The organism is Blautia caecimuris, assembly GCF_024622975.1.
Lineage (GTDB): Bacteria > Bacillota > Clostridia > Lachnospirales > Lachnospiraceae > Blautia_A > Blautia_A caecimuris.
Genome location: NZ_JANJZT010000015.1, coordinates 70,048 through 96,880 on the forward strand (window position 1 = coordinate 70,048; position 26,833 = coordinate 96,880).

The following is a 26,833-nucleotide window of genomic DNA, read 5'->3' on the forward strand; positions in this document are numbered from 1 at the left end:
CCTTTGACACTTGTAATCGTTTATGCAACTGCAAATTTTGCAATGACTTCATTGAAATGAGTGTTTTCCCCATAGCATCTGACAGTGAGCTTTCTGGTCAGATCCATACTGAGAATTCCCAGAAGGGATTTTGCGTCAATTATAATCCTGTTATATGAAATATCAATGTCAAAATCACATTTACTTGCCGCATTAACGAATTCCTTTACATCCTCTGTGGCATTTAACATAATCTGATGTTCTTTCATTTGTCTCATCCTCCTAATGTTTTCTGCACTAGGCGATATTTTGTCACTCTGTAAAGTATTTGTCAACAGACTTCAAATTTTCTTCATATTTTTCGACTTATTATACAATTTTTTCATGTGTTTTATTATTTTTCAGGTACTTTTTCTAGCTGAATTCCGGCATATTTGAACGAAATTTTAATGGAACAAACTGCCTCTGAAGACCGGGATTTTTCCTTTCCGGTATGGTAATATGGCTGCAGAAGGCCTTCCAGAGATTCTCATACTCATCTGACTGCACCGGATCCGTCTCTTGTGTATTTAATACTGCCTGTATATAAACCGTACATTCTCCGCCATGCTCATGAGCCAGAACCTTCTGCCTTTTTTTGTCATAGATCATCCAGTTTTCATTTGGAAAACGATCTGAAAAATGGGGCGCCAGAAGTTCCAGGATGTCATTTTCCGGCTGGATTTCCGAAAAAAGTACTCCGCTGCCAATCTCACGGAACCGTACAAATCCATAAAATCTGTGAATCTCATGCCATACCTTGACCTGAAGTGAAGAGACAAGACTCACCGCCGGATCTGCCAGAGCTTCCAGTACCCGCGTATCAATCCTTCCCTTTTCCAGCGCTCTGCGAAGCAAATAAAAAATTGCCGTTCCCTTTTCCGGATGAACAGATGCCGCAGCATAGCACACTGCTTCATAAACCTGTCCGCCAAGCCTGTTTTTTATCGTTCTGGCAACCTTAAATGCCTTGACGGAATCTGAGATGATCTCCAGGTTTTCCGTAAAAAGCTCCGGATAATCCGGCTCTCTGACAGCAATCCCCACGGAAAATCCTCTGTTTCCCCAGCGCCAGCCGTCATAAACAGCCGTAAAGATTCCTTCCATCGTATCGTCACAGATCAGCATTTTCTTTTTATATTCCACAAACGCTCACCCCTTCCATTCCCGGAACAGCCAGATCTGCGTCAAACAGCGACAGCTGTCTGTAGGTAATCCCCGTATCTGCAGGATATTTTCCGGTTCCTGTTTCCAGAATATTTCTTACTATATAATCCTCATCCAGCTTTACCGGATACATCTGCCTTCCATTGCAGGTAATAAAATATACTGCCCTCTTCAGCACCACTCCGATCTTTTTCAAATCAGAAAAATCCAGCGTATGATATCTCCTTGCTCCCAGAATCCTTCTGGCAGATTTCTCGCCGATTCCGGGAACCCGGAGAAGCGTCCGGTAATCTGCCCGGTTGATCTCCACAGGAAAACATTCCAGATGACTGATGGCCCAGTCGCATTTGGGATCCAGGAACAGATTAAAGTTCGGATGCTTTTCTGACAAAAGCTCTTCTGCCCGGAAGCCATAAAACCTGAGGAGCCAGTCTGCCTGATACAGCCGGTGTTCTCTTAAAAGCGGCGGCCCCTGTGGAAGAACAGGAAGATCTTTATCTTCATTCACAGATACAAAAGCAGAATAAAATACACGCTTCAGAGAAAACTGCCTGTACAGCGCCTCTGCCACAGAGACGATCTGGTAGTCACTTTCTCCTGCTGCCCCTACGATCATCTGAGTGCTCTGCCCGGCAGGCACAAATTCCGGAGCATGCCGGTAAAGCACCAGCTCCTGTCTGTTTTCTTCCCTTCTGTTCCGGATCTGTTTCATGGGACGGAGAATCGTAGTCCTGCTTTTATGGGGAGCCAGCTTTTTCAGTCCCTCTGCAGTAGGAAGTTCCAGGTTCACACTCATACGGTCCGCCAGATAACCTGCTTTTTGGATCAGCTCCGGTGAAGCCCCCGGAATTGCTTTCAGGTGAATATACCCCTGAAAATGATATTGTTTCCTTAAAATTTCCACAGAGCGAATCAGCTCTTCCATGGTAGCATCCGGAGAACCCTTTACTCCGGAGCTTAAAAACAGACCTTCAATATAATTTCTTCTGTAAAATTCTATGGTGAGCCTGCTGATTTCTTCCGGGGTAAAGCTTGCCCGCACCACATCATTGGAAGCGCGGTTCACGCAGTATTTACAGTCAAATACACACTCGTTGGTATAAAGGACTTTCAGAAGGCTGATGCACCTTCCGTCTCCTGCAAAGCTGTGGCAGATGCCTGCTGAAATGCTGTTTCCGATCCCTGTCCCGTCCCCTTTTCTTGCAGTTCCGCTGGAGGTACAGGCAACATCATATTTCGCTGCATCTGCCAGTATTCCCAGCTTTTCCATTACTGTCATTGACTCCTGAATAACCATATGGGCCTCCCTAACATTTGTTTGTGATTATTTTAATCCAAACAGACGTTTGTGTCAATCCAATAAAACGGGATGAACTAAAAAAATTCCAGAACAAATCTGGAATTTTTTATTACATAATTATTTCATTTTAAAGCTGTGTTTCCACAAAGATATCATAGATCGCTTTTACAGCAGTCTCAAAATCGCGGTTCTCAACGCCTATGATAATATTCAGCTCACTGGATCCCTGATCGATCATTTTTACGTTTACGTGAGCATGAGCCAGGGCTGCAAATACTCGGCCTGCAGTTCCCCTCTGAGATTTCATTCCCCGTCCCACGACAGCGATCAGAGCAAGGTCTGATTCCATTTCCACAAAGTCAGGCTGTACGGCTCTGTGAATGCCTGCGATCACCTGCTGCTCCTTCTCTTCAAATTCATCCTGATGCACATAAACTGTCATGGTATCAATTCCGGAGGGAACATGTTCAAAATTAATTCCCTGATCTTCAAAAACCTGAAGGATCTTTCTTCCGAAGCCTACCTCGCTGTTCATCATGGATTTTTCGATGTTAATAGAACAGAACCCTTTTTTGCCTGCAATTCCTGTGATCACATATCTTGGCTTGCGGCAGGTGCTTTCCACAATAAAGGTTCCCTTGTCCTGAGGACGGTTTGTATTTCTGATATTGATGGGAATCCCCTCTTTCCTTACAGGGAAAATGGCTTCCTCATGAAGTACTGTCGCGCCCATATAGGAAAGTTCGCGAAGCTCTCTGTAAGTAATCGTTTCGATTACAGCCGGATTCTCCACAATCCTGGGATCTGTTACCAGGAAACCGGAAACATCTGTCCAGTTCTCATAAATATCCGCATGGACTGCTCTTGCCACCAGAGAACCGGTCACATCAGACCCTCCTCTGGAAAATGTCTGAACGGTTCCGTCTTCCTTTGCCCCATAAAATCCCGGAATCACTGCGCGCTCACATTTAGAAAGACGTTTGCCAAGAAGACGGTCTGTTTTCTCCCCGTCAAAGTTGCCGTTTTTATCAAAACGGATCACAGATGCAGCGTCAACAAACTCATATCCAAGATACGCTGCCATAATTTTTCCGTTTAAAAACTCACCTCTGGAAGCTGCGTAGTCTGTGCCTGCCTGCGCTCTGAAATCTGCTTCTATCTGAGCAAACTCTTCCTCCAGGGAAAGCTTAAGATCAAGACCTCTGATGATCTCATAATAGCGCTCTTTGATCTCCTGAAAGATTCCGCCGAACTCTTTCCCCTGGGCAGCTCTGTCATAACATGCATACAGAAGGTCTGTTACCTTTGTATCACCGGAAAATCTTTTTCCGGGCGCAGACGGTACCACATAACGTCTGCCTTCCTCACTGCGGATAATGTCTCCGACTTTACGGAACTGCTCTGCATTTGCCAGAGAACTTCCTCCGAATTTTACCACTTTTTTCATAATACTTCCTCTCACCCTTCTTCATTTAATAGCTGTATCCAAAAAACGCAGCATAATAGAAAATCTGACTTTTATTTTATTGAAAAAGGAAGATTTTTGCAAGTATTTCTTTGATTTTATCGAAAATATAATGATATACTCAAGTATAGCTGCATTACCGCCCGTCACTGTTTACATGTAATGATCCTGCAAGGCGTCTCGGCATAAAAATCCCAGAATCCCGAAACATACAGGGCAAAATGACACCACCGAAAATGATCCGGAATGCATTTCGGTCAGGTTGCCTCAAACGTAAGGAACAGCCTCCGTTTACGCGCAATATTCCTTCATGATATTTTCCAGCGCAGACGCACTGCTGGTATGGCATCTGCATACGGGGATAGATTTTCTCTTTGCCTCTTCCACCGCACAGTTGACCATTTTGTGAGATACTGTGTTTGTAAAAAGAATCAGAAGATCCGGCGCTCCGATTTTCTTTTTCATAGTACCTTTTTCTTTTGCAAAAACTTTTGCCTTACATCCATATCCTTTGCAGATATTTTCATACTGACATACCATACGCTCATTACCGCCCACAATCACAACACTCATATCCCGCTCTCCTTTGTTATTTATAACTAACTTAAAGTTAAAAATTTGAGTTAGCACTTGCTAACTCGTTGTAAACATCTTATCACAGGATTTTTTATTTGTCAAAAGATTTTTGTTCTTTTTTATACTCTGTCACCTCACAGACTGTCAGAACCCTTTCTTTTACATGAAATTTTATATTTTTGCTTCCATAAGAAAGCCCATAGATCCTGTTGGGATCCTCCTGATAGCCCGGTCTGGGATCGTTTTCCAGAACCTCTGTAAGAGCCGCTCTCTGTTCCTCTGGAATTTTCTCCAGAAGCTCCTCCGGAAACTCTACGGCAAGTCTGCTCCTTTCAATCTGATCGGTAAATCCTCCCGCTGCGCCGGGATGACTTTCCACATAAGGAAGGTACGGTTTAATATCAAAAACAGGAGTGCCGTCCATAAGGTCTGCGCCCGATACATGAAGTATGATTCCCAGTCTTGGATGCTGCTCCACCTTTTCAAGCCGGACGCAGGACAGCCCCAGATGATTTGGGCGAAAGGGGGATCTGGTGGCAAAAACACCTTTCCGCACATTTCCTCCCAGTCTGGGAGGACGTACTGTAGAGGACCAGCCTTTTTCCACTGCCTCTGAAAACTGCCAGATCAGCCAGATATAATCATACTCCTCAATTCCGCGGAAGGCTTCCGGCCTCCTGTATTCCGGCTCAAAAATAATCTGAGCCTTCTGCTTTTTCAGCCATCCGCTCTGATGAGGAACACCAAATTTTTCCGGAAAGTCATTGTGGATCCGCGCAATGATCTGCAGACTGTGTTCAGATTTTGGCATTATTTCAGACATTATTTCCCCTCCTACAAAATTTTACCGGTCAATCACTTCTACCGGAGTATCATCTTTTTTATCAAGATCATTTATGTATTTTTTTGTTTCTTTTACAATTACATTGGATAAAAGAAGTACCGCCACCAGGTTGGGAATTGCCATAAGCGCATTCAGAATATCCGCAACTGTCCATACCAGATTCAGTGAAACTACCGGGGCCACTGCCGCAACAATAATATAAACCACTCTGTATGGAATCAGTCCCGCTTTTCCGGCAAAATATTCCACACACCTCTCTCCGTAATAGGCCCACCCGAGAACGGTTGAATACGCAAAGGAAATAATTCCCACAACCAGGATAAAGGGGCCCAGTACCGGAATCTGCTGAAATGCCAAAGTGGTAAGGATTCCTCCGTCCGTAATATTTGACATATCAATGGACGGATTTTTCATAATACTGGTCACAAGGACCAGACCTGTCATCAGACAGACTACAACTGTATCCCAGAAGGTTCCTGTGCTGGATACAAGAGCCTGGCGCACCGGGTTTCTTGTCTGCGCTGCTGCGGCGGCAATAGGCGCGGAGCCAAGGCCTGATTCATTGGAAAAAAGTCCTCTGGCGATTCCATACTGCATTGCCATCATGATCCCTCTTCCAACCAGTCCTCCTGCAGCAGCTCCCGGAGTAAAGGCAAGCCTGCAGATGGTTTTGATTGCCGGAATGATAAAATCAAAATTCAGTCCCAGAATGATCACACAGCCCAGGATATAAAAAGCTGCCATAAAAGGAACCAGTTTTTCACATACATTTGCAATGGAGCGGATTCCCCCGAAAATAACCAGCGCTGTCAAAGCTGCGACTACGATTCCCACCAGCGCCGGAGCAATATGCAGATTTTCCTCACAGACAGTGGCAATGGCATTTACCTGTGTGGCGCAGCCGATTCCAAAAGAAGCGAAGCCTGCCAGAAACGCAAAGATCATTCCCAGCCACTTCATGTTCAATCCGCGTTCCAGAGCATACATGGCTCCCCCCTGCATTCTTCCGTCCTTTGTCTTCACACGATATTTCACTGCGATCAGAGATTCACTGTATTTGGTTGCTATCCCAAAAACACCGGTGATCCAGCACCAGAAAACAGCACCGGGTCCTCCCAGAGCCACAGCGGTTCCCACACCGATAATATTTCCTGTGCCAATGGTAGACGCCAGTGCGGTGGTCAGAGCGCCGAACTGACTGACCTCTCCTTCTGCGTCCGGATCTTTTGTCACAGACAGTCTGATTGCCTTTCCAATCTTCCTCTGTATAAATCCTGTCCGTACTGTCATAAAAATATGAGTTCCAAGAAGCAGAAGGATCATCCACCATCCCCAAACCATCTTGTCGATCTGATTGATCACATTTACTATCGTATCAAACATAAAAATCTCCTTTTTCTTTTTTAACGCCTTTCTTTTATATCTGCCCTTCCTGCTGCATCCATGCTTTCAGTGCACTGAGATTCCTTTTGGCATCTTTTTTTCCCAGTTCATATACCTCCTGAATTTTTTCCAGATCACTTTCCATCCTTCCCACGGTCAGTCTTCGGCTAGGCCGGATCACAAAAGCCTCTCCGGATTTTTCCATAGCGCGGATATCTTCCAGGGTCTGATTATATACCTTATGCCTGTTCTTCAGGGCGTCCACAAATCTGGGATATCGGTGATAATAAATTTCTGCCAGTTTTACCATTTCCGGCTCTTTTACAAAACCTTCTTCTCTGGTAAGTACCACCACATTCCTTTTATACCCCATTCTCTGGAACTGGCTGACCGGAATACTGTCTGTACAGCCCCCGTCCAGAAGCTTTCTGCCTTCCCAGTCAACAATCCGTGATACATAGGGCATGGATGCCGAAGCCCTCATCACATCTACCTGATTCAGCATATCTGTAATTCTGATATATTCTGCCTTTCCGGTTTCCAGATTGGTGCACACTGCATAAAACGCTGTATCCGATTTAAAAAAAGCTTCATAATCATAAGGATCCAGACGCTCCGGAATCTCATGATAACAGAACTGTTTTCCCACGACTTCCCCTGTGTGTACCAGACTCCACAGACTCATAAAATGTTTGTCATTCCTGTATTTTTTATAATACCGGATACTTCTTCCCTTCTGGCCTGACACAAAGGAACAGCCATGGAGCGCCCCTGCAGAAACTCCGATCACTCCGTCGAAATGAATCTGATTTTCCAGAAACACATCCAGAACCCCTGCCGTATAAATCCCCCTCATTGCTCCGCCTTCCAAAACAAGTCCTGTTTTCATCTGACGCCTCGCCTTTCTCTTATCCAGTAATCCCTGATCCGTTCCCATGCTTCTCTGTAGCTTATATGATTTTCTGTTGCAAAAGCTGCCGCACTTTCATATTCCGGATAACATCTTCTGCTTCCGTCCGGAAGTGTGCAGATTTTTACTGTCACCACTGCCTCAGGCATGGAAAGCTTTTGAATCTCTCTTTTTAGAACTGAACGTTCCATCCGGCTTCTCCGAATACCAATGGTAGTGGTCTGTCGGAAAAGAATTTCTTCCAGAGCAAAAATGTCCTGTTCTGCACAGATCACTGACAGAATCCATGCCGGGCGGTTTTTTTTCATATAAGCCGGCATATAATACACGTCTCTGGCTCCCGCTCCAAAAAGAAGATTCATTACGTTTCCAAGTTCCTCTCCGGTACAGTCGTCCACATTTGTTTCCAGTTTCCAGATCACATCCTTCTGCACCTGATCCTCTTTTTTCTTTTCCGGAGTGATCAGCATTGCCCTTAAAATTCCCGGACATGCATATTTCCGTTTGCCTGCCCCGATTCCGGTTTTATCCACTGTGAATTTTTCCGGAAGACAGTCTGATGTTTTTATGGCTGCCACAATAGCTGCCCCGGTAGGCGTTACCAGTTCCCCCTCAATGTCCGTGATCTTTAAAGTAAGCCGGTTCTGCTGCACAATATTCACAACTGCAGGCACCGGCACCGGAAGTGTTCCGTGCTGACAGCGTACAAAGCCTGTTCCCTCACAGAGCTTTGGCACGATCACTTCCGTAATGTCCAGATCATCCAGGCACACTGCTGCCGCTGCAATATCCACTATGGAATCCACTGCTCCTACCTCATGAAAATGCACCTGTTCCTCTGATACTCCGTGAGCTTTTGCCTCTGCCTTTGCCAGAATCTGAAAAATATGAAGCGCAGTCTCCTTTGCCCGGTCTGTCATCTCTGAATTCAGAAGAATCTCGCGGATTTCTTTCATTCCTCTGTGTTCATGAATATGCCCATGGTCATGTCCTGATTCCCCGGTATGGAAACTTCTGTGCCCGTGGGCTGTTTTTTCCGTATGCAAATCTTCCATTCCACGATCCGGTTCTTCTGTATAAAAAGGTTCCTCCTCATGACCCGGTTCTTCTGTGTGAGCATGTCCCTTCCCATAATCAGATTCTTCTGTGCAAAAATGTCCGTTAGCTGTCTCTGTACAGTCATGTACATGTGTATGCTCTTCTGTATGGACATGATGAGCCTGCTCTATGCTGTGACCATGAAGATATTCCATATCATGGTCATGATTCTCATGGTTTTTATCCAATATCACAGAAAAATCACAGGCATCCAGCCCGGACTTTTTCACCCGGGTGATCTCTGTACGAAATCCGTCAGCCCGGATACTGGAAAGCGCTTTTTCCAGCACCTTCTGATCTGCTCCCAGGTCAAGAAGCGCTGCAACCGTCATATCCCCGCTGATTCCGGAATAACATTCCAGATATAATGTCCTTCCCATAAATCTCTCCTTTATTTTTCTCTGAAACCAAGTCTGTTGATCTGCGTTGCTATATAGCCAGCCCCATAGCCATTATCAATATTGACCACTGCAATTCCATTGGCGCAGGAATTGATCATTGTCAGAAGGGCTGAAAGTCCATGCATACTTGCTCCGTAGCCTACAGAAGTAGGAACTGCGATCACCGGTTTATCTACCAGTCCTCCCAGCACGCTGGCAAGGGCGCCTTCCATACCGGCAACAGCAATCACACAGTTTGCCTCCTGGATCACATCAAGTCTGGAAAAAAGTCTGTGGATCCCGCTGACTCCTACATCATAGATCCTTTCTACTTCTGAGCCAAAATATTCTGCAGTCTGGGCAGCTTCTTCAGCCACCGGAATATCAGCGGTTCCGGCAGTACATACTGCAATCTTTCCCACGTGTTCCTTTTTTTCTTTTTCTATCTTGATGATATGTGAGATTTCATCATATTCCGTCTGAGGAAACAGTTCCTTTACCAGTTCATACTGATGCCTGGACGCTCTTGTTCCAAAAACCTCACCGTTTTCCTCATACAGTTTTTTAAATATTTGCGTAAAATGAACGTCTGCCTTTCCGCTGCAGAAAATCACCTCCGGAAATCCGCTTCGAATCTCTCTGTGAGAATCCAGCTTCGCATAATCCATTTCCTCAAAAGGCTGCTTTCGAAAATAATGCTCTGCCTCCTCCAGCGTAATCTCATTTTGTTTAAATTTTGTCAGTACCTCTCTTGCTTCCATTTTTATCTCACCTTAACTCCCGCTTTATCCCTGTCAGTTTCTGTAAATCCCGTCTTTTAAAAAGCCTGTTTCTGAATAAACAGTGCCTGATTTTGCTGCAAAATAAAAACAGGAAAGCCGCCCGGCTAGTGCCACGCACCTACTTCCGGCATTCTCCCTGTTATCTTCGTTTCCCGAATAACTCCGGCTTCACCCCGGTACAGTATTACAGAAATAACTATAGCATATTTCCCTTCCAAATTAAATAGTTTTTTATATTCCTCAGACTGTTGTTTCCGCAGGCAAAAGGCAGCGCAGACAGCAACTTATTTCTTGACAGTTTACCTGAAATATGCTATCTTTCTCATTAATAAACAGAAAGGATGTGAATTTTGCGTGGAAGACAATTCCGATGAAAATCATACTACAAATATTACGGATTCCCGCATTGTCATTATGTATATATAGAGGTATAGCTTGTGAGCATGCTTACAGGCTATACCTTTTTGTCATTTTATACTGCCTGCAGGCAGATTTACTTATTAACTTACAGAAGGGAATTAAAATTTAATCATGATAGGATCTGTTATACTCATTATTGTTTTTACATTTTTGAATGCAGTTTTCGCCAGCGCGGAAATCGCCGTTATCTCCATGAATGAAGCCAAACTCAGGCATCTGGTAGATGACGGCAACAAACGGGCAAAAAAGCTTTCTCTCCTTACAGAACAGCCGGCCCGATTTCTTGCCACCATTCAGGTTGCCATAACTCTGTCCGGATTTCTCAACAGTGCGTTTGCATCTGACAACTTTGCAGGTGTGATCGTAGATGCCCTGATCTCTGTGGGTGTTCCGGTTCCCAGAGCAACCCTGAACTCTATTGCGGTTATTATCATTACCATTGTTCTTTCCTATATCAGCATTGTATTCGGCGAACTGGTACCGAAACGGATTGCCATGAAAAACTCCGAGGCTCTTTCCCTTGGACTTGCCCCTACCCTTTATGGAGTCTCCAAGGTCTTTTCGCCTCTGGTGTCTCTGCTGACAGGATCTACCAACCTGATCCTGAAGCTTATGGGCATCAATCCTGCCGAAGATGACGAACAGGTAACAAAGGAAGAAATCCAGATGATGCTTATGGAGGGAAATGCCCAGGGTGTCATTGATACACAGGAAAACGAATTTATCCAGAATATTTTTGATTTTCATGATATTACTGCGGAACAGGTCTGCACACACCGTACGGATGTAATTGTCCTGGACACAGAGGATTCTCTTGATGAATGGAAAAATATCATTTATCAGAATCGCCACAGCTACTATCCGGTCTGTCAGGAAACCAAAGAAAATATCATCGGTATCCTGGATACCAAAGCCTATTTCTGTCTGGATGAACGCACCAGAGAAAACATTCTGACAAAAGCCGTAAAGCCTGCTTATTTCATTCCGGAAAGCATGAAAGCAGCAAAGCTTTTTGATCACATGAAGCAGTCCCGGAATTACTTTGCAGTTCTTCTTGATGAATATGGCGAAATGTCCGGTATCGCTACTCTCCACGACCTGATTGAAGAGCTGGTAGGCGATATTTATGAAGAAAACGAGGAGAATCCGGAAAAAATACAGCAGATTTCTCCAAATTCATGGCTGGTCCGGGGCGATGTGGAAATGGATGATGTGGCTGATACCCTTCACCTTACTCTTCCGGAGGGCGACTATGACACCTTTAATGGTTTTATCTACAGTATTATTGACAGTATTCCGGAGGACGGCAGCCAGTTTACCTGTGAAAGCAACGGCATGATCATCCATGTAAAATCCGTTGCCAAGCATAAAATCGCAGAGGCTGTTGTAGAACTGCCGGAAACTAAAAAAGAATCAGATGAGGAAAATTAAATAATTTATAATGGAAAAAAGGGGGCTATCGGTTAATATCGATTTTTCACTTAAATCTTAAAATACGAATCTTCCGTAGAAATCAGTATTTTTAACGATAGCCCTAAAAAATGAGATACCCTGTAAAAAATACAGAGTATCTCATTTTTTTATGGCAAGGCTCAAAATTTAGAATTTATGAAATCATTTGAAAATGCCTTAGTGCATCTTCTATAGCTTCTTCCTTTTCTGCGGTAACTTGTGGCACTCTTGTTTTTCCTTCCCCCAGATTATAATTGATTCTTTCAATAATTCCATATTTTCTTTTTACCTGTGCTATGTATAGGTTTGTTACATTCATTCCGTAATTTTTCAATACATACTCTTTAATCTCTTCATAGGTAGCCTTACTCTCTGCCCTTGATAAATCCATTTCATCAAGATTGATTTCAACCTCAATATGCGGTGTTGACTTTAGCTTGGACAATAAAACGCACGTCTCCACATGTGTGGAGTTTCTGAACCCAGTAACCGAAAAGCAGATTTTCCTCTTGGCGGGAAGCTGTTTTGTCCTGCCAGTTCTTTAATTCGCCTTTTCAAAACAAAGTTCTCTGTAATACTCTACACTGTGTCAGCCAGCTCTACAATGACGTATTGCTAACAATAAAACTCTTGAAGATAAATCTGCAAGAATTTTAGTCTTAGTAATACCACATCCGTCTTACCATACTTCCATTCTTAAATAATACCACAATTTCATTTGATGTGATTGCCCAAATGCGATCTACATACAGGCTTACCAGTTCATCTTCGTATTTCTTATATTTTGAATATCCTTTGATTGGCCTGAATCGAGAAGCAATCCACTTATCTGTATTATTTTTCAAAAGTAATTGACATAGCTTTTCCGCCAATTCATAGTACGCATTCATTTCTCTTGCGTAATATTCCATCAAATTCTCCTTTGCCCAAAATCCCTGCACATTTTCATGGAGTGCCTTTTCGATTGCCTTTTTATGATTCAGCATCTGTTGTGCAATGCTTCTTTGCTCTTTTATGTCCGGATGGTCAGGAACGGGGAGAGCTTGCTTCATGACAGCGTATGCGTTCCATACTTCCGTATGCAGCGCCTTCTCTGAAATCGTGTATCCTGTTCGACACACTCGACCGGCATTTTTTATATAGCTGCCACATTTCCATACAATATCTCTGTTCCCGGCAACTCTTCTTGTTACCCGCATATAGGTACTCCCGCAATCATAGCATAACAGTTTTCCTGTGAGTGCATATTGAGTGACTTTTCCTTTCAATTGTCTCTTAACATAACTGCGCCACAATCTTTGTTCTTGGACCCCGTAGAATACTTCTTTTGAAATAATCGCCGGATGATTGTCCTCCACAAAGTATTTGGGAAGTGTCCCATTATTTCTTACCCTTTGCTTTGTCAAAAAATCTGTTGTGTAGGTTTTTTGCATCAATGCGGCACCAATGTATTTCTCATTGGAAATCATTTTATCGATAACGGTTGGTTGCCATACGGTTTTACCCATTACGGTTCTTCTTTGATGTTGTTCCAGATATTTTTTAATCTGAACACCACTGCAGCCGATTAGGTACAGTCGGAAAATTTCTTGAACAACCGCCGCTTCCTCCGGAACAGGCTGCAGTTTTCCGTCCGGACCTTTTGTATATCCCATAAAGTGGTTGTAGTTAATAGTGGGTTCGCCTTTTTCATACTTGCTTCTCAAACTCCAGCGAATATTTTCGCTGATATTCCGACTTTCCTCCTGCGCCTGACTGCTCAGTATCGTGATAAGAATTTCACCGGTGCTTTCCAGCGTATTGATATTTTCTTTTTCAAAATACACCGCAATATTTTTGCTTTTCAAATTCCGTATTGTTGTAAGAAGATCCACGGTGTTTCTCGCGAAACGACTGATGGATTTGGTAAGGAGCAGATCTATTTTACCGGCTTCGCAGTCCTGTAACAATCGCAAAAAACCGTCTCGCTTTTTCTTTACCGTGCCGCTTGTGCCTTCATCAGCGTAAACACCGGCCAATATCCAACCTTCTCTCTTTTCAATCATCGCCTGATAGTAGGTTATCTGCCTTGCATGTACTCTAGTTATAATATTTTCTTAAGCACATACAGTAACGCATCAATATGCTCTTTCTCTAAAATCAAAGGAGGCAACAGGCGAATCACATGTGAACCTGAAGGAATTACGATAATTCCCGCTTCTTGTAAAGCATTTATATAGTATGCGGCAGGTACAGACAGTTCAATTCCTTTCATAAGCCCCAGTCCGCGCACCTCTTTGATCACAACTTTTTGAGCGGCCAATTCGGACAATGCCTTATCTAAATAGGTCGTCATAGCCCTAACATTCGCCAATATGTTATACTGTTGATAAAGCTGGAATACAGCAGTAACGGCTGCAGCGGCCAGAGGATTGGAGCCGTAAGTTGTGCCATGATCTCCTGCACACAATACACCGGTTGCTGCCCCTCTGGTTCCAATTGCACCTACCGGAATTCCGCATCCCAAAGCCTTTGCCGAAACCACAATGTCGGGAGCAACGTCGTACAGCTGATACGCAAACATATTTCCGCTTCTGCCCATACCACATTGAATCTCATCCAAAACCATCAAAATTTTGTTCTCATCGCAAAGCTTTCGGACTCCTTTGATAAAGTACTCAGTGGTAGGATAAATTCCGCTCTCACCTTGTACTGTTTCCATAAAAATTGCACAGGTATTTTTTGTAATCAGGCGTTTAACGCTGTCCAGATCATTGAAATCGGCAAATTTAACATGAGCAAGCATAGGAGCAAAAGGTTCCTGATAGGTTGCTTTCCCTGTTATGGATAACGCCCCCATAGATCTGCCGTGAAAGGATTTTTTCATGGCAATGATCTCTCCATTATGATTATTATGCTTCAAAAAATGATATTTCTTAGCAATTTTAACCGCACCTTCGATTGCTTCCGTTCCAGAATTGGTGAAAAACACCTGCTCCATGCCAGATGCCTGATTGAACAGCTTTGCAGCTTCAATCGCAGGAACATTATAAAAAAGATTAGAGGTGTGTAGCAGCTTCTCCATCTGTTCTTGCAGTGTACATGTGTAATTCGGATCGTGATATCCCAAAGCACACACACCGATTCCAGACCCGAAATCCAAATACCGTTTTCCCTCTGTATCATAAAGGTACATACCTTCGCCATGATCCCATACAATGGGATAACGATTATATACAGGAACAAACTGCTGATTTGCTTGTTTGATATAAGGATTCATTTCAGTTCTTTTCCTCCTCTACTTCAATTTTAAATACATTGATTACATCCACATCTGGACAGCAGAATACAATGGAGCCATCTGGTTGGCTGGGGAGTTTTCCCCCATACCGCAGAATGTCAATGTAAGGGAAAGCCACGTGCATGGCCATTGGGCAGAGAGCGCCTCTTTCGGTATCAAAGTCAAAGGTATCTCCAATTCGATGACCACGATGGCACCCCATGTGCCCCTTTTGATCTATTAAACTGATTTTAATTTTAGGCTTTTTCATCGTTAATTTCCTCCAAAAATTGTTCAATGGGAATTCCCTTGTATTTGTCAGTATCATGTAGATTAGCATAAATAATTTTTTCGAGTTGTCTCATTGTACTTTGTACGCTCTCCAAAATCTGACCTAATTTTAAATAATGCCCTACTACAATCGCCATAAAAATATCCCCTGTACCTGGAAAACGCACCGGTATTTCTTCATAAGGAAGCAAGATACACGAATTTTTCGGAGAACTTTTTACAACAGTAAACATTCTTCCATTGATATTTGCGCTTGTAATCACAACGGATTTGGCACCAAGCGTATGTAGTCGATTTGCGATTACTTCAATTTCCGGTTCAGAGTAAGTGTGTTTAACTGTGTATTCGGATAAAAAGCACGCCTCCGTAATATTGGGGACAATCACATCTGCAATAGAACACAACCGTTTCATGTAAGTGACTACTTGATTTGTTACACCATTGTATCGTTTTCCGTCATCTCCCATAATTGGATCAACAAAAATCGAAGTACCTGATTTTTGTTGTTCCTTACAGTATTCATATACAAGAGATGACTGCCTTTCCGACACAATAAATCCAGTACAGATTGCATCGAAAGAAAACATTAGTTTCTTCCATACCAGAAGCGTATTTTCCATATATTCTGTTGTATCCAGAATATCAAACTGACCATAATCCAGAGTGTTGGAAACAAGTGCAGTAGGCAAATTGAAAGTTTCAAATCTCAAGTGAGACAAAACAGGAATCATGACAGATAAGGCGACCTTGCCATAACCTGCCATATCATTGATCAATAAAATTTGAGTTTGCTTTTTATCTGCCATAGCCATATTTCCTCAGTGACCGAAATAACAAAGTCTGCACAGTGTTTTTCCTGACTCTGTTTGAAAAATCTTCTGTAATGTGGTTTCTATTATATTTTTTCCCAGATTATCTTCATAAAAATTTACCAAAAAATCTGCTTCCACAAGAATCTGATAGTCAATACCCTCTATATCTACGTAGGTATGATGGTGTCCTACTAAATAGCAGATTCGATTGATGTCTGCTTCCTCAAATCCCAGCTCTCCCAACATTTTGCGGGCATAAAAAGGACCTTCTTGCTCCTGTAATCTCCCATTGGACATCCCATACTTTTCTTCTGCCGGCCGAATACCAATATCATGAACCAATGCGGCGCATTCGGTCAAAAACTGACTATGCCCATCCAACTGTTCCATACGACCAATCATCTGTGCAAAACTGTGAACTTTTATCAAATGATGAATGCGTTGTGGATCATTCTGATTAAAACGAATCATCTTCTGCATTAACATATCAATTATATTTTCCTGATACATAATACCCTCCTATTCCATTTCTTTTTTCAAACAAAGTGCCAGCAATTCCTTTCCTCCATCTGTTTGAAAAATTTTCTTTATATACTCTGCTTTTTTATGATCTGGCCGGTTTTCATAGCAGTTTACAATTAAATCGGCTTCCATCAAAAGTTGCAATAGTTTATTTTTGGGCTTGTCATAATCATGATGGCAATTCACCAGTTCAATGATTTTCGGAACATACGACGGAAGATAATTGGCCGATTCTAAAAAGCGAGTCACAAGGATAGATACCACCTGTTTCTGGTTGTTCTGACTAGCATCCCCGTTATAATGTTCTTTGCAATATTTAATTGCTACATCATGTAAAATGGCTGCTGCTTGCAAAATTTGCTGATCTTCAACAGAGATTTTTTCTTGCTCACCAAACAGCTTGGCTAATGCATAAACCTTAAGGATATGTTGCGTACGTCTACAATGTCCTTCTTCATAGCACAATACACTGTATAAAAGATGGGTTTCATTATTAATCACGTTGACAAGTATCCTTTCTTGAAAAATTTTTATATCTCTTTATAAGAATAAAGCATTTTTCATCAGTTCTGTGTTGCGCTTGCAACACCTACCACAAAATGCTATACTTTATCTCAGAAGAAAGGAGAGACAATATGCAACTTAATTTCAAACAACTTGCTTCGCTCCCAATCTTCAATGGTATTTGTGAAGAGGATCTTCCAGCCATGTTGAATTGTTTGGGAAGCTTCCAAAAAAATTATCAAAAAGATGAAATTATCCTTTTGGAAAGTAATGAGGTTCGAAGTGTTGGCATTATATTGTCTGGCATCGTCCATATGGTTAAGGAAGATTCAGAAGGCTACCAGACACTCCTTGTAGCAATGAAAGATGGTGAGCTTTTTGGGGAATCTTTTTCTTGTGGAAGCCATTTAAATGCACATGTTAGTTTTTTCGCAGCTGCACCCTGTACAGTTCTATTTTTACCTTTCCATAAAATTATTCACTCATGTAAAATGAGCTGTACCTTTCATCATCGGTTGATTGAAAATATGGTTCAACTGATAGGAGACAAAAATGTTCAGCTGATGCACAAAATTGAAGTAATCTCGAAAAAAACTCTACGAGAAAAAATTCTTACATATTTACAGCAACAAGCCCTTGATCAAGATAGCAGGCAATTTACCATCCCCTTAAGTCGACTTGAATTGGCTAAATATCTATGTGCCGACCGCAGCGCGTTAACTCGAGAACTATCTTATATGCAAAAGGATGGACTGATTTCTTATGAAAAAAACACATTCCAACTGTTATAATTGAATACTACAAGCTCCCCATTAAATAATCTACAGCATCAAACAAAGAAGAATCCATGTTGCACACGCAACATGGATTCTTCTTTGTTTGTGTTACACTCCTTATAGTCATCATGTAGTTATTTAAGTATAAGGAGGAAAATATATGGGCTTTCATATTACTGATATGCAACTGAATGTATTATTTCAGACATGGCAAACAAATTACCATATCTATGCTCCCCGCAACTTTTCTGGCGGCGGACGCTTTTCTGATACAGATTGTATCCGTTATGGAAAAATTGAACATGCTGACGAAATCGTGTTCGACAAAAAATCTGATTATTCCTTCAAGGAAGTGCTGACACCCGTTTCTCAAACCCTGTTCTTCTTTACGGAAGGGCAAACCAAAGAAGCCGATTTTCCCCAAAAAGGCGCAGTCATTTTCTTGCGTAGCTGCGACCTATATGCTCTTAAGCGGCTGGACGATATGTACCTACACAACAGTCCAGCAGATTATTACTATCAGCATCTGCGGGATAACATTAAGATTGTGCTGATGGGCTGTGAACATTCCTTTGAAAATTGCTTCTGCGTCAGTATGGGAACCAATGTAAGCACTAAATATGATATGAGCATCGACCGCCAGCCTGACGGCACCTATCTGGTGGACTGTAAGGATGAGGCATGGGTGAAACAGTTAGTACAAGCTGGATGTGAACAGCAGGAAGTCATCCCTGCTCATGTCACTGAAAACCAAGTTACAGTTCAAGTCCCTGAAAATCTGACCGCAGAGGTGGCCAAAAGTACTATGTGGGAGGAATACAATAGCCGCTGCATCAACTGTGGACGTTGCAATTTTGTCTGTCCTACCTGTACCTGCTTTACTATGCAGGATCTCTTTTATAGTGAGAATGGCAAGGTTGGAGAGCGCCGTCGTATCTGGGCCTCCTGTATGGTAGATGGCTTTACCGATGTGGCCGGTGGCGGCAGTTATCGGAAAAAAAACGGAGAACGGATGCGGTTCAAGCTACTGCACAAGGTACTGGACTACAAACAACGCAATGGCTATCACATGTGTGTGGGTTGCGGACGATGCGACGATATCTGTCCGGAGTATATCTCATTTTCAGGTTGCATCAACAAATTGCAGAGTGCTATGACGGAGGTGACTGAACAATGATGAAAAATGATTATATTCCTTTCCCATCCAAAATTTTGGAAGTAATTCGGCACACAAAAATTGAGTATACGTTCCGTATGGAGTTTCAAGGAGATGTTAAGCCGGGACAGTTTTTTGAAGTGTCGATTCCTAAATATGGAGAAGCTCCTATATCAGTCAGTGGTATTGGAGACAACTTCGTAGATCTAACCATTCGTCGAGTGGGCAAGGTTACCAATGAAGTTTTTGAACATTATGTGGGTGATACTCTTTTGCTGCGTGGTCCCTATGGGAATGGATTCGATGTATCAGACTATGCAGGTAAGGACATCATCGTCATGGCTGGCGGAACTGGTCTATCGCCTGTTCGAGGAGTGGTGGATTACTTTTTCAATCATCCAGAGCAGCGGGGGCATATGACTCTGATTGTAGGCTTCAAAACGTCGCATGACATTCTTTTCCGCAACGATCTGAAGCTCTGGAAAAAAAACATGGACATCATCCTTACGGTAGATTGTGCAGAAGAGGATGTTGCCTGTCATGTGGGCCTTGTTACTCAGTACATCCCTCAAATCAAACTGGATAATGTGCAGAACACAGTGGCTGTTGTAGTAGGGCCTCCTGCCATGATGCGCTTTTCCGTGCAGGGATTACTGGATATTGGACTTCCAGAAGAAAATGTCTGGATTTCTCAGGAACGGAAAATGTGCTGCGGTCTGGGCAAGTGCGGTCACTGTAAGATTGGGGACACCTATGTTTGCCTGGACGGTCCAGTATTTAACTATACCAAAGGGAAATTTTTAGTAGATTAAGGAGGGGTAACATGGATATCAACACAAAAATACTAAAAAAGAATGCGTTTCGTGTCACTAAAGAACGTGGTATGACTGCTTCCAGAATCCGTGTTCCCGGTGGTCATCTGGATGCCAAATATCTGAGCCAAATTCAGCATATTGCAGAAACTTTCGGAAATGGCACAGTTCATATTACCAGCCGACAGGGATTTGAGATTCCTGGTATTCCTTTTGAAAAGATGCCAGAGGTTAATGCTGCCCTTCAAAGCCTGATTGACGGTTTGGAGATCAATCAGGATGAAGTGGGCTGCGGCTATCCTGCTGCTGGAACCCGAAATATCACCGCTTGCGTGGGCAACCGTGTCTGTCCATTCGCCTGTTATGATACCACTGCGCTTGCCCAGCGTATTGAAAAAGCTGTTTTCCCCAACGATCTCCACTTTAAGATTGCTCTGACTGGTTGCCCCAATGATTGTGCCAAAGTACGTATGCATGACTTTGGCATCATGGGTATGACAGTACCTCATCTTGAGTCTGATCGTTGTGTTAGCTGCGGGGCCTGTGTAAAAGCCTGCAAAAAGAAATCTGTTGAGGCTCTGAAGCCAGTCAACTTCCGTCCTCAACGAGATGAGCGGCGATGCATTGGCTGTGGAGAATGTGTTTTGGCCTGTCCGAATGCTGCATGGACTCGTAGTGAAAAGAAATACTATAGACTTACTTTGCTGGGTAGAACTGGCAAAAAGAACCCGCGTCTGGGTGAAGATTTCATCAAGTGGGTGGACGAAGACAGTATTATCAAAATCATTCTCAATACCTACGACTATGTGAAGGAGTACATCGACCCCAATGCTCCCGGCGGAAAAGAGCATATTGGCTACATTGTAGACCGTACTGGTTTTGAAGAGTTCAAACGATGGGCCTTGCGGGATGTCACTCTGCCAGAGATTGCAGAAGTTATGACTCCCATGTATTGGAAAGGTATAACATATTGATATATAACAGCTTGAGAGATTTTTGAAGGACACTTAAAAGTATTTTTTTTATAAAATAGATCATCAGAAAACATACAATGAATCACTCATACTCTCTATTGAAACATCAAGCTATCTTTTAATAAAAATTGATTCTTGCTGTACTCAATAATTCCGTCTTTTTGCATTTTTGAAAGCTCGTTACACATGGTACTGCGGTCCACATTCAGATAATCAGCTAACTGTTGGCGGTTGTAGGGGATCAAGAAAGAATTGCTCCCGGCGCGTTTGGCGCATTCCGAAAAATAGGACATCAACCGCCCCCGAATGGATTTGGAACTGGTATGCTGGATTCTTTGAGAAAGCTGAAGGTTTCTGTGAGCGCAGACAGTCAGCAGATTTCGGACAAGTCTTGTGTGGAATGGACAGGCATTGGTACAAGTAGCCAGGACACGCCCCACATTCATAAACAATATGGATGTATCCTCCGCAGCGGACACCGTAACCAACATCGGCTCCCCCGGAATGCAGGCATACACCTCGGCGAATACAGATCCGGGCGCAACATGCCCCAAAATACTGGTATTGCCCCAGATATCGTTGCAGGAGATCACCGCCAAGCCGGACAGCAAGATCCCGATATTTTCCGTGATGTTTCCTTCTGAAAGGATTACCTCTCCTTTTTGAAAACTACGCGTTGTGGCATTCAGGCAACCCAAAAGAGATGTAATCTCTGCTTCTTCCAGTCCTCGAAACAGTTGTGTATTGGATAAATTCATATTTTTCACTCCTTGTTGTTATAACAACAGACTTTCATTTCATATTATAGTATACTAAATCCAGAAACGCAAGAGAAAGGATGAAGCAAACATGATTCGGAAAATTATTCAGATAGACGAAAAAAAGTGCAATGGATGTGGGGCCTGCGCCGAAGCCTGCCATGAAGGGGCTATCGGCATGGTAAACGGGAAGGCAAAACTCCTGCGGGACGATTATTGCGATGGTCTGGGCGATTGCCTGCCCACCTGCCCCACCGGTGCGATTTCCTTTGTGGAACGGGAAGCTGCTGCCTATGACGAAAAGGCTGTGCAGGAAAATATGAGAAAAAAGAACAGAATGAATTCTCCTTCCGTTGGTGTTCATGCGGGTTGCCCGGGCAGCCGAATGCAGCGAATCCAGCATTCGCAGGAATCTGCTCCTTCTGCCCCGATGCAGGCTGAGTCACAGCTGAGGCAGTGGCCCTGCCAAATTAAGCTGGTTCCAGTAGGTGCCCCCTATTTTGAAGGAGCCAAGTTGCTGATTGCGGCAGATTGCAGCGCATATGCCTATGCCAGAATGCACGAGGATTTTATGCGTGGGAAGGTTACGCTGATTGGCTGCCCCAAGCTGGACAACGTGGATTACAGCGAAAAGCTGACGCAGATTATCCAAAACAACAATATCCAGAGCGTGACCATTGTGCGGATGGAAGTTCCCTGCTGCGGCGGACTGGAGTTAGCTGCTAAAAAAGCATTGCAGGCAAGCGGGAAATTCATTCCCTGGCAGGTGGTCACTATCTCGATTGATGGAAAGATTCTGGAATAACCTCTGATTCGGTTCTTCAGTTTTTGAAATATATCCGACAGACAAAAACAAATTATATTGCAGGAGGTGACTGTTATGAGTAAAAAAATGAAAAACATTGCGCAAGCCGAGGTTCTGACGCTGAAGGAGCAGATCTCCTATCAGGAGGGGCAGGTAGTCAGCAAGACGCTGGCGCAAAATCCGGCAGTAAGTATTACCCTGTTCTCATTCGCAAAGGGCGAGGAAATCAGCACCCATGAATCGGGCGGCGACGCTTTCGTAACCTGTCTGGACGGCGTTGGAAAAATCACCATTGACGGCACAGAATATCTGTTGCATGAAGGAGAATCCATCGTCATGCCAGCTGGACACCCTCACGCGGTATATGGACAGGAAGCGTTCAAGATGCTTTTGGTCGTTGTATTTTAATCAAACGTAAAATTGACAGAGGGAGGTGATTTTATGAAAATAAAAGTAGATCAGAATCTCTGCATTGGCTGCGGGCTTTGCTGTCGGATCTGCGACGAAGTTTTTCGTATGAATGAGTACGAGAAGGCGGAAGCATACCAACCAGCAAACGATGACAATCAAAGCGCCGTGCAGGATGCAATTGATTCGTGTCCTGTGTCTGCAATCGCTTGGGAAGATTAATTCAAGCGCATCTATATACTTTTTTGATTGAAAAGTAACTACATCATTTCAAATTTTAAAAGTTTTTAGGAGGTCTATTATGGAACCAAAAATGTTTTGCTATCAGTGTCAGGAAACCGCCGGGTGCAAAGGTTGCACCATGTCCGGTGTATGCGGGAAGAAGCCTGATGTGGCAGCTATGCAGGATCTGCTGGTCTATGTCACAAAAGGGATTTCAGCTGTTACAACTGCACTGCGTCAGGAAGGGAAGCAGGTATCTGCGGAAATCAATCACTTGATTACCCTGAATCTGTTCACCACCATCACCAATGCAAATTTTGACAAAGAAAGCATTGAGGCAAGAATCCGTGCCACACTGACTGAAAAAGATGTGCTGTTGGCGCAGATTGCCGAGCCTTCCGGTCTGCCCGAAGCGGCAAAATGGAATGGCTCTGGCAATTGGGAAGAAAAAGCCGCAACTGTCGGTGTTCTTTCTACTGAAAACGAGGATATCCGTTCTCTGCGAGAACTGATTACCTACGGTCTGAAGGGATTGTCCGCATACTCCAAACACGCAAACGTTCTACTGAAGGATGATGAGGAGGTCGATGCCTTCCTTCAGCGGGCGCTGGCAGCTACACTGGATGACAATCTCAGCGTAGAAGAATTGATTGCTCTGACAATGGAAACCGGAAAACACGGCGTATCCGGTATGGCTCTGCTGGACAAGGCCAACACGGAAGCCTATGGAAATCCCGAAATTACGAAGGTAAATATTGGCGTTGGGACAAATCCCGGTATTCTGGTTTCCGGTCACGACCTGCGGGATTTGGAAATGTTGCTGGAGCAGACACAGGGAACCGGCGTGGATGTTTATACCCATTCCGAGATGCTCCCTGCCCACTATTACCCGGCATTCAAAAAGTATCCCAACTTTATCGGCAATTACGGCAATGCGTGGTGGAAGCAGAAGGAGGAATTTGAATCCTTCAACGGTCCTATCCTGATGACGACTAACTGCATCGTGCCTCCTAAAGACAGCTACAAAGACAGACTCTACACTACTGGTGCAGCAGGATATCCGGGATGTACCCATATCCCAGGAGAAATCGGGGAGCAGAAGGATTTTTCCGCTATCATTGAACACGCAAAAAGATGCGCTGCACCTACTGAAATTGAAACAGGAGAGCTGATCGGCGGATTTGCACACGCGCAGGTTCTGGCTCTGGCGGATCAGGTGGTCGATGCGGTAAAAAGCGGCGCGATCAAAAAGTTCGTTGTGATGGCGGGCTGTGACGGCCGTGCCAAGAGCCGGGAATACTATACCGAATTTGCCAAGGCGCTGCCGAAAGATGCTGTGATCTTGACAGCCGGATGCGCGAAATACAAGTACAACAAACTGCCTTTGGGCGACATCAACGGCATTCCTCGTGTTCTGGACGCCGGGCAGTGCAACGATTCGTATTCTCTGGCTGTCATTGCTTTGAAGCTCAAGGAAGTTTTCGGTCTGGACGATATCAACGACCTGCCCATCGCCTACAACATTGCGTGGTATGAGCAGAAGGCTGTCATCGTTCTGCTGGCGCTTCTGTATCTTGGCGTGAAGAATATCCATCTCGGTCCCACTCTCCCGGCATTCCTCAGCCCCAATGTGGCAAAAGTTTTGGTAGAGAACTTTGGTATTGCGGGAATTAGCACAGTAGAAGAAGATCTGAAATTCTTTTTTTAAACTCATGCATAAATAAAAAAGACAGCTTTGCTTCTGTAAAATTGAACCGACCCCCAAAAGTTAGACTAAAAAATCTAACGATTGGGAGGTCGGTGTTTTTATGCCAAAATATAGTTTTGAATTTAAGAAAAAAGTAGTGGAAGCATATTTAAGAGGTGAAGGTGGATATTCCTATTTGGCTAAAAAGTATGTCGAACTGCTTGTACTGCACACCCTTCTTGTGCAGATACTCATTCATGCGCTGTGCGCTCCATCCGTAGTCCTTGGCGATAACGGAAATGTTCACCGCATCCTTACATTTAAGAACCACATCGTAGTAGGTTGCCTTCGGCTTCAGCTCTGCGATCTGCTGTGCCTGTACTGCGACCGCTTCCTCAAGTGCCTGCCTCTTTTCGCGCTCGGCCTTCAATGCCTGGAAGGCTGCGATGGCAAGGTCGGGATTTGCGATAAGGAGAATGTGAAACTTTTTCTGTAAATAATGTTTTAGAAGGTCTTCTATGGTAAAATATTTTATCATAAGGAGGCCTTTTATTATGGCAAGAGAAAAGAAACCTGTACACAGAGTACAAATGACAGAAGGAAAACGTAACATCATTCATCAACTCTTAGAAGAATACGATATCCAATCAGCAGAAGATATCCAGGATGCTCTGAAAGATCTTCTTGGTGGAACCATCAAAGAGATGATGGAAGCGGAAATGGATGACCACTTGGGATATGAAAAATCAGAACGTTCTGATAGCGATGATTATCGCAATGGTTATAAGCGAAAAAGAGTGAATAGTCGTTATGGTTCTATGGAGATTGAAGTTCCACAAGACAGAAAATCAACTTTTGAACCTCAAGTAGTAAAGAAGCGTCAGAAAGACATTTCAGATATCGATCAGAAGATTATTTCTATGTATGCAAAAGGTATGACAACCCGGCAAATTTCAGAAACAATCGAAGATATTTATGGTTTTGAAACATCCGAAGGTTTTATATCAGATGTTACAGACAAGATTCTTCCACAGATTGAAGATTGGCAGAATCGACCACTAGATGAAGTTTATCCCATCCTGTATATTGATGCGATTCACTATTCAGTCCGTGATAATGGAGTGATTCGGAAGCTTGCTGCGTATGTCATCCTTGGGATTAATGCGGAAGGTAAGAAAGAAGTGCTTACCATCAGTATTGGAGAAAATGAAAGTTCCAAGTATTGGCTCTCCGTCTTAAACGAATTAAAAAATCGTGGTGTAAAAGATATCCTGATCATCTGTGCAGATGGACTCACAGGTATCAAAGAAGCGATTGCGGCAGCATTTCCTAAGCCAGAATATCAAAGATGTATCGTTCATCAGGTAAGAAACACCTTAAGATATGTTCCAGATAAAGACAGAAAAGCATTTGCTACAGATTTGAAAACGATATATCAGGCAGCGGATGAAAAGAAAGCTTTGGCAGCTTTGGATAGGGTAACGGAAAAATGGACTCCGAAATATCCGAATTCCATGAAACGCTGGAAGGATAATTGGGATTCCATTTCCCCGATTTTCAAGTTTTCAGCAACTGTCAGAAAGGTTATTTATACAACAAATGCTATTGAATCTTTGAATTCTACCTACCGGAAGCTGAACCGTCAAAGAAGTGTTTTTCCAAGCGATACAGCCCTTTTAAAAGCCCTTTATCTGGCTACCTTTGAAGCTACGAAAAAATGGACAGCAACGATCCGGAACTGGGCACAGGTCTATGGTGAACTAAGCATTATGTATGAGGGACGCTTACCGGAATAATAAAAAAGGTCAAAAAGACGGGCGGATTTCCCGCCCGCTCTTGACATACAATTTTGTAACTGTTATATATAAAACAAAGGCGAAAAGCTGATTTCATTCCAGTTTTCCGCCTATCATTAGTAAGTAATCATCCGTATCTGTTTTTTCATTTTTTATTCTGCTACAATCTCCTTAAAACCCAGGAGGTATTCTATACACTATGAACAAAGAAGAAAAAGCAAAACTCTGGGCTGACCGTATCCAGCAATACAAAACC

General features: G+C 43.4%; 29 protein-coding genes. 10 read left to right on the forward strand and 19 right to left on the reverse strand.

Features of this window, described 5'->3' with window-relative positions:
- Positions 1-20: 20 nt before the first annotated feature.
- From NSA57_RS10710 to larB, 10 genes are all read right to left on the reverse strand, one after another.
- Positions 21-248, reverse strand: a complete 228-nt coding sequence (locus tag NSA57_RS10710) for an HPr family phosphocarrier protein (protein WP_022068480.1) — start codon at positions 246-248, stop codon at positions 21-23.
- 145 nt (positions 249-393) lie between these two features.
- A complete protein-coding gene (locus NSA57_RS10715) occupies positions 394-1,164 on the reverse strand; it encodes a TIGR03915 family putative DNA repair protein (RefSeq protein ID WP_257464828.1) in 771 nt (256 codons plus the stop codon).
- The gene (locus tag NSA57_RS10720; RefSeq protein ID WP_147599930.1) at positions 1,154-2,482 is read right to left on the reverse strand and encodes a putative DNA modification/repair radical SAM protein; all 1,329 of its coding nucleotides are present in this window, start codon (positions 2,480-2,482) and stop codon (positions 1,154-1,156) included. Before NSA57_RS10720 ends, NSA57_RS10715 begins: the two co-directional genes overlap by 11 nt.
- A 130-nt stretch (positions 2,483-2,612) precedes the next feature.
- Positions 2,613-3,932, reverse strand: coding sequence for an aspartate kinase (locus tag NSA57_RS10725; protein ID WP_022068477.1), 1,320 nt, complete (start codon positions 3,930-3,932; stop codon positions 2,613-2,615).
- A gap of 309 nt (positions 3,933-4,241) precedes the next feature.
- Positions 4,242-4,523, reverse strand: coding sequence for a DUF2325 domain-containing protein (locus NSA57_RS10730; RefSeq protein ID WP_022068476.1), 282 nt, complete (start codon positions 4,521-4,523; stop codon positions 4,242-4,244).
- Between the two features lie 94 nt (positions 4,524-4,617).
- Positions 4,618-5,349, reverse strand: coding sequence for a tRNA (N6-threonylcarbamoyladenosine(37)-N6)-methyltransferase TrmO (gene tsaA, locus NSA57_RS10735; protein WP_257464829.1), 732 nt, complete (start codon positions 5,347-5,349; stop codon positions 4,618-4,620).
- 21 nt (positions 5,350-5,370) lie between these two features.
- The gene (locus NSA57_RS10740; RefSeq protein ID WP_022068474.1) at positions 5,371-6,753 is read right to left on the reverse strand and encodes an alanine/glycine:cation symporter family protein; all 1,383 of its coding nucleotides are present in this window, start codon (positions 6,751-6,753) and stop codon (positions 5,371-5,373) included.
- Positions 6,754-6,787: 34 nt separating this feature from the next.
- Positions 6,788-7,642, reverse strand: coding sequence for a patatin-like phospholipase family protein (locus NSA57_RS10745; protein ID WP_257464830.1), 855 nt, complete (start codon positions 7,640-7,642; stop codon positions 6,788-6,790).
- Positions 7,639-9,141, reverse strand: coding sequence for a nickel pincer cofactor biosynthesis protein LarC (gene larC, locus NSA57_RS10750; RefSeq protein ID WP_257464831.1), 1,503 nt, complete (start codon positions 9,139-9,141; stop codon positions 7,639-7,641). Before larC ends, NSA57_RS10745 begins: the two co-directional genes overlap by 4 nt.
- An 11-nt stretch (positions 9,142-9,152) precedes the next feature.
- Positions 9,153-9,902 (reverse strand): nickel pincer cofactor biosynthesis protein LarB, encoded by a 750-nt coding sequence (gene larB, locus NSA57_RS10755; RefSeq protein ID WP_257464832.1) that lies wholly within the window; start codon positions 9,900-9,902, stop codon positions 9,153-9,155.
- Between the two features lie 552 nt (positions 9,903-10,454).
- On the opposite strand from larB, the gene NSA57_RS10760 reads away from it, so the two are divergent.
- Complete coding sequence (locus tag NSA57_RS10760) at positions 10,455-11,774, forward strand: hemolysin family protein (protein ID WP_138270500.1); 1,320 nt, start codon at positions 10,455-10,457, stop codon at positions 11,772-11,774.
- Between the two features lie 175 nt (positions 11,775-11,949).
- On the opposite strand, the gene NSA57_RS10765 is transcribed toward NSA57_RS10760, so the two are convergent.
- The 7 genes from NSA57_RS10765 to NSA57_RS10795 all read right to left on the reverse strand — a co-directional run bounded on the left by NSA57_RS10765 (position 11,950) and on the right by NSA57_RS10795 (position 17,180).
- A complete protein-coding gene (locus NSA57_RS10765; RefSeq protein ID WP_179979146.1) occupies positions 11,950-12,240 on the reverse strand; it encodes a 23S rRNA methyltransferase in 291 nt (96 codons plus the stop codon).
- Positions 12,241-12,454: 214 nt separating this feature from the next.
- The gene (locus tag NSA57_RS10770; protein WP_330671329.1) at positions 12,455-13,885 is read right to left on the reverse strand and encodes a recombinase family protein; all 1,431 of its coding nucleotides are present in this window, start codon (positions 13,883-13,885) and stop codon (positions 12,455-12,457) included.
- Positions 13,879-15,054, reverse strand: coding sequence for an aspartate aminotransferase family protein (locus tag NSA57_RS10775; protein WP_257464833.1), 1,176 nt, complete (start codon positions 15,052-15,054; stop codon positions 13,879-13,881). The genes NSA57_RS10770 and NSA57_RS10775 overlap by 7 nt, the downstream gene beginning before the upstream one ends.
- Before the next feature lies 1 nt (position 15,055).
- On the reverse strand, positions 15,056-15,325 hold the full coding sequence (locus NSA57_RS10780) for a TIGR04076 family protein (protein ID WP_022068465.1): 270 nt from the start codon (positions 15,323-15,325) through the stop codon (positions 15,056-15,058).
- Positions 15,312-16,151, reverse strand: coding sequence for a pyridoxamine kinase (locus tag NSA57_RS10785; protein ID WP_257464834.1), 840 nt, complete (start codon positions 16,149-16,151; stop codon positions 15,312-15,314). The genes NSA57_RS10780 and NSA57_RS10785 overlap by 14 nt, the downstream gene beginning before the upstream one ends.
- Before the next feature lie 12 nt (positions 16,152-16,163).
- Positions 16,164-16,667 carry an HD domain-containing protein gene (locus NSA57_RS10790; RefSeq protein WP_257464835.1) on the reverse strand — a complete coding sequence of 168 codons (504 nt, stop codon included), beginning with the start codon at positions 16,665-16,667 and terminating at the stop codon, positions 16,164-16,166.
- 9 nt (positions 16,668-16,676) lie between these two features.
- A complete protein-coding gene (locus NSA57_RS10795) occupies positions 16,677-17,180 on the reverse strand; it encodes an HD domain-containing protein (RefSeq protein WP_178709392.1) in 504 nt (167 codons plus the stop codon).
- Between the two features lie 134 nt (positions 17,181-17,314).
- On the opposite strand from NSA57_RS10795, the gene NSA57_RS10800 reads away from it, so the two are divergent.
- The 4 genes from NSA57_RS10800 to asrC all read left to right on the forward strand — a co-directional run bounded on the left by NSA57_RS10800 (position 17,315) and on the right by asrC (position 20,901).
- Entirely contained in the window at positions 17,315-17,974 is a 660-nt protein-coding gene (locus NSA57_RS10800) for a Crp/Fnr family transcriptional regulator (RefSeq protein WP_156354603.1), read from the forward strand.
- A gap of 145 nt (positions 17,975-18,119) precedes the next feature.
- Positions 18,120-19,136, forward strand: coding sequence for an anaerobic sulfite reductase subunit AsrA (gene asrA, locus NSA57_RS10805; RefSeq protein WP_257464836.1), 1,017 nt, complete (start codon positions 18,120-18,122; stop codon positions 19,134-19,136).
- Positions 19,133-19,927, forward strand: a complete 795-nt coding sequence (gene asrB, locus NSA57_RS10810) for an anaerobic sulfite reductase subunit AsrB (protein WP_257464837.1) — start codon at positions 19,133-19,135, stop codon at positions 19,925-19,927. The genes asrA and asrB overlap by 4 nt, the downstream gene beginning before the upstream one ends.
- Positions 19,928-19,938: 11 nt before the next feature.
- Positions 19,939-20,901 (forward strand): sulfite reductase subunit C, encoded by a 963-nt coding sequence (gene asrC / locus NSA57_RS10815; protein WP_172540510.1) that lies wholly within the window; start codon positions 19,939-19,941, stop codon positions 20,899-20,901.
- 95 nt (positions 20,902-20,996) lie between these two features.
- Here asrC and NSA57_RS10820 read toward each other — a convergent pair whose 3' ends face one another.
- The gene (locus NSA57_RS10820; protein WP_022239855.1) at positions 20,997-21,659 is read right to left on the reverse strand and encodes a Crp/Fnr family transcriptional regulator; all 663 of its coding nucleotides are present in this window, start codon (positions 21,657-21,659) and stop codon (positions 20,997-20,999) included.
- A 91-nt stretch (positions 21,660-21,750) separates the two neighbouring features.
- On the opposite strand from NSA57_RS10820, the gene NSA57_RS10825 reads away from it, so the two are divergent.
- From NSA57_RS10825 to hcp, 4 genes are all read left to right on the forward strand, one after another.
- Positions 21,751-22,464 carry an ATP-binding protein gene (locus tag NSA57_RS10825; RefSeq protein ID WP_156354598.1) on the forward strand — a complete coding sequence of 238 codons (714 nt, stop codon included), beginning with the start codon at positions 21,751-21,753 and terminating at the stop codon, positions 22,462-22,464.
- Positions 22,465-22,539: 75 nt separating this feature from the next.
- Complete coding sequence (locus NSA57_RS10830; RefSeq protein WP_156354597.1) at positions 22,540-22,872, forward strand: cupin domain-containing protein; 333 nt, start codon at positions 22,540-22,542, stop codon at positions 22,870-22,872.
- Between the two features lie 33 nt (positions 22,873-22,905).
- Positions 22,906-23,094 (forward strand): ferredoxin, encoded by a 189-nt coding sequence (locus NSA57_RS10835; RefSeq protein WP_257464838.1) that lies wholly within the window; start codon positions 22,906-22,908, stop codon positions 23,092-23,094.
- Between the two features lie 79 nt (positions 23,095-23,173).
- The gene (hcp, locus tag NSA57_RS10840; protein WP_257464839.1) at positions 23,174-24,802 is read left to right on the forward strand and encodes a hydroxylamine reductase; all 1,629 of its coding nucleotides are present in this window, start codon (positions 23,174-23,176) and stop codon (positions 24,800-24,802) included.
- Between the two features lie 148 nt (positions 24,803-24,950).
- On the opposite strand, the gene NSA57_RS10850 is transcribed toward hcp, so the two are convergent.
- On the reverse strand, positions 24,951-25,319 hold the full coding sequence (locus tag NSA57_RS10850) for a phage antirepressor KilAC domain-containing protein (protein ID WP_257464840.1): 369 nt from the start codon (positions 25,317-25,319) through the stop codon (positions 24,951-24,953).
- A gap of 16 nt (positions 25,320-25,335) precedes the next feature.
- Between NSA57_RS10850 and NSA57_RS10855 the strand changes: the two genes are divergently transcribed.
- A complete protein-coding gene (locus tag NSA57_RS10855; RefSeq protein ID WP_257464841.1) occupies positions 25,336-26,577 on the forward strand; it encodes an IS256 family transposase in 1,242 nt (413 codons plus the stop codon).
- Positions 26,578-26,833: the final 256 nt, after the last annotated feature.

Excerpts from the sequence above, each read along its gene's own strand:
- NSA57_RS10850 (WP_257464840.1), bottom strand. The coding sequence starts at position 25,319 with ATGATAAAATATTTTACCATAGAAGACCTTCTAAAACATTATTTACAG.
- NSA57_RS10740 (WP_022068474.1), bottom strand. The coding sequence starts at position 6,753 with ATGTTTGATACGATAGTAAATGTGATCAATCAGATCGACAAGATGGTT.
- NSA57_RS10820 (WP_022239855.1), bottom strand. The coding sequence starts at position 21,659 with ATGAATTTATCCAATACACAACTGTTTCGAGGACTGGAAGAAGCAGAG.
- asrA (WP_257464836.1), top strand. The coding sequence starts at position 18,120 with ATGGGCTTTCATATTACTGATATGCAACTGAATGTATTATTTCAGACA.
- NSA57_RS10760 (WP_138270500.1), top strand. The coding sequence starts at position 10,455 with ATGATAGGATCTGTTATACTCATTATTGTTTTTACATTTTTGAATGCA.
- asrB (WP_257464837.1), top strand. The coding sequence starts at position 19,133 with ATGATGAAAAATGATTATATTCCTTTCCCATCCAAAATTTTGGAAGTA.
- NSA57_RS10800 (WP_156354603.1), top strand. The coding sequence starts at position 17,315 with ATGCAACTTAATTTCAAACAACTTGCTTCGCTCCCAATCTTCAATGGT.
- NSA57_RS10825 (WP_156354598.1), top strand. The coding sequence starts at position 21,751 with ATGATTCGGAAAATTATTCAGATAGACGAAAAAAAGTGCAATGGATGT.
- NSA57_RS10745 (WP_257464830.1), bottom strand. The coding sequence starts at position 7,642 with ATGAAAACAGGACTTGTTTTGGAAGGCGGAGCAATGAGGGGGATTTAT.
- NSA57_RS10785 (WP_257464834.1), bottom strand. The coding sequence starts at position 16,151 with ATGGCAGATAAAAAGCAAACTCAAATTTTATTGATCAATGATATGGCA.
- asrC (WP_172540510.1), top strand. The coding sequence starts at position 19,939 with ATGGATATCAACACAAAAATACTAAAAAAGAATGCGTTTCGTGTCACT.
- hcp (WP_257464839.1), top strand. The coding sequence starts at position 23,174 with ATGGAACCAAAAATGTTTTGCTATCAGTGTCAGGAAACCGCCGGGTGC.
- larB (WP_257464832.1), bottom strand. The coding sequence starts at position 9,902 with ATGGAAGCAAGAGAGGTACTGACAAAATTTAAACAAAATGAGATTACG.
- NSA57_RS10775 (WP_257464833.1), bottom strand. The coding sequence starts at position 15,054 with ATGAATCCTTATATCAAACAAGCAAATCAGCAGTTTGTTCCTGTATAT.
- NSA57_RS10725 (WP_022068477.1), bottom strand. The coding sequence starts at position 3,932 with ATGAAAAAAGTGGTAAAATTCGGAGGAAGTTCTCTGGCAAATGCAGAG.
- tsaA (WP_257464829.1), bottom strand. The coding sequence starts at position 5,349 with ATGTCTGAAATAATGCCAAAATCTGAACACAGTCTGCAGATCATTGCG.
- NSA57_RS10830 (WP_156354597.1), top strand. The coding sequence starts at position 22,540 with ATGAGTAAAAAAATGAAAAACATTGCGCAAGCCGAGGTTCTGACGCTG.
- NSA57_RS10730 (WP_022068476.1), bottom strand. The coding sequence starts at position 4,523 with ATGAGTGTTGTGATTGTGGGCGGTAATGAGCGTATGGTATGTCAGTAT.
- larC (WP_257464831.1), bottom strand. The coding sequence starts at position 9,141 with ATGGGAAGGACATTATATCTGGAATGTTATTCCGGAATCAGCGGGGAT.
- NSA57_RS10790 (WP_257464835.1), bottom strand. The coding sequence starts at position 16,667 with ATGTATCAGGAAAATATAATTGATATGTTAATGCAGAAGATGATTCGT.
- NSA57_RS10835 (WP_257464838.1), top strand. The coding sequence starts at position 22,906 with ATGAAAATAAAAGTAGATCAGAATCTCTGCATTGGCTGCGGGCTTTGC.
- NSA57_RS10720 (WP_147599930.1), bottom strand. The coding sequence starts at position 2,482 with ATGGTTATTCAGGAGTCAATGACAGTAATGGAAAAGCTGGGAATACTG.
- NSA57_RS10780 (WP_022068465.1), bottom strand. The coding sequence starts at position 15,325 with ATGAAAAAGCCTAAAATTAAAATCAGTTTAATAGATCAAAAGGGGCAC.
- NSA57_RS10710 (WP_022068480.1), bottom strand. The coding sequence starts at position 248 with ATGAAAGAACATCAGATTATGTTAAATGCCACAGAGGATGTAAAGGAA.
- NSA57_RS10855 (WP_257464841.1), top strand. The coding sequence starts at position 25,336 with ATGGCAAGAGAAAAGAAACCTGTACACAGAGTACAAATGACAGAAGGA.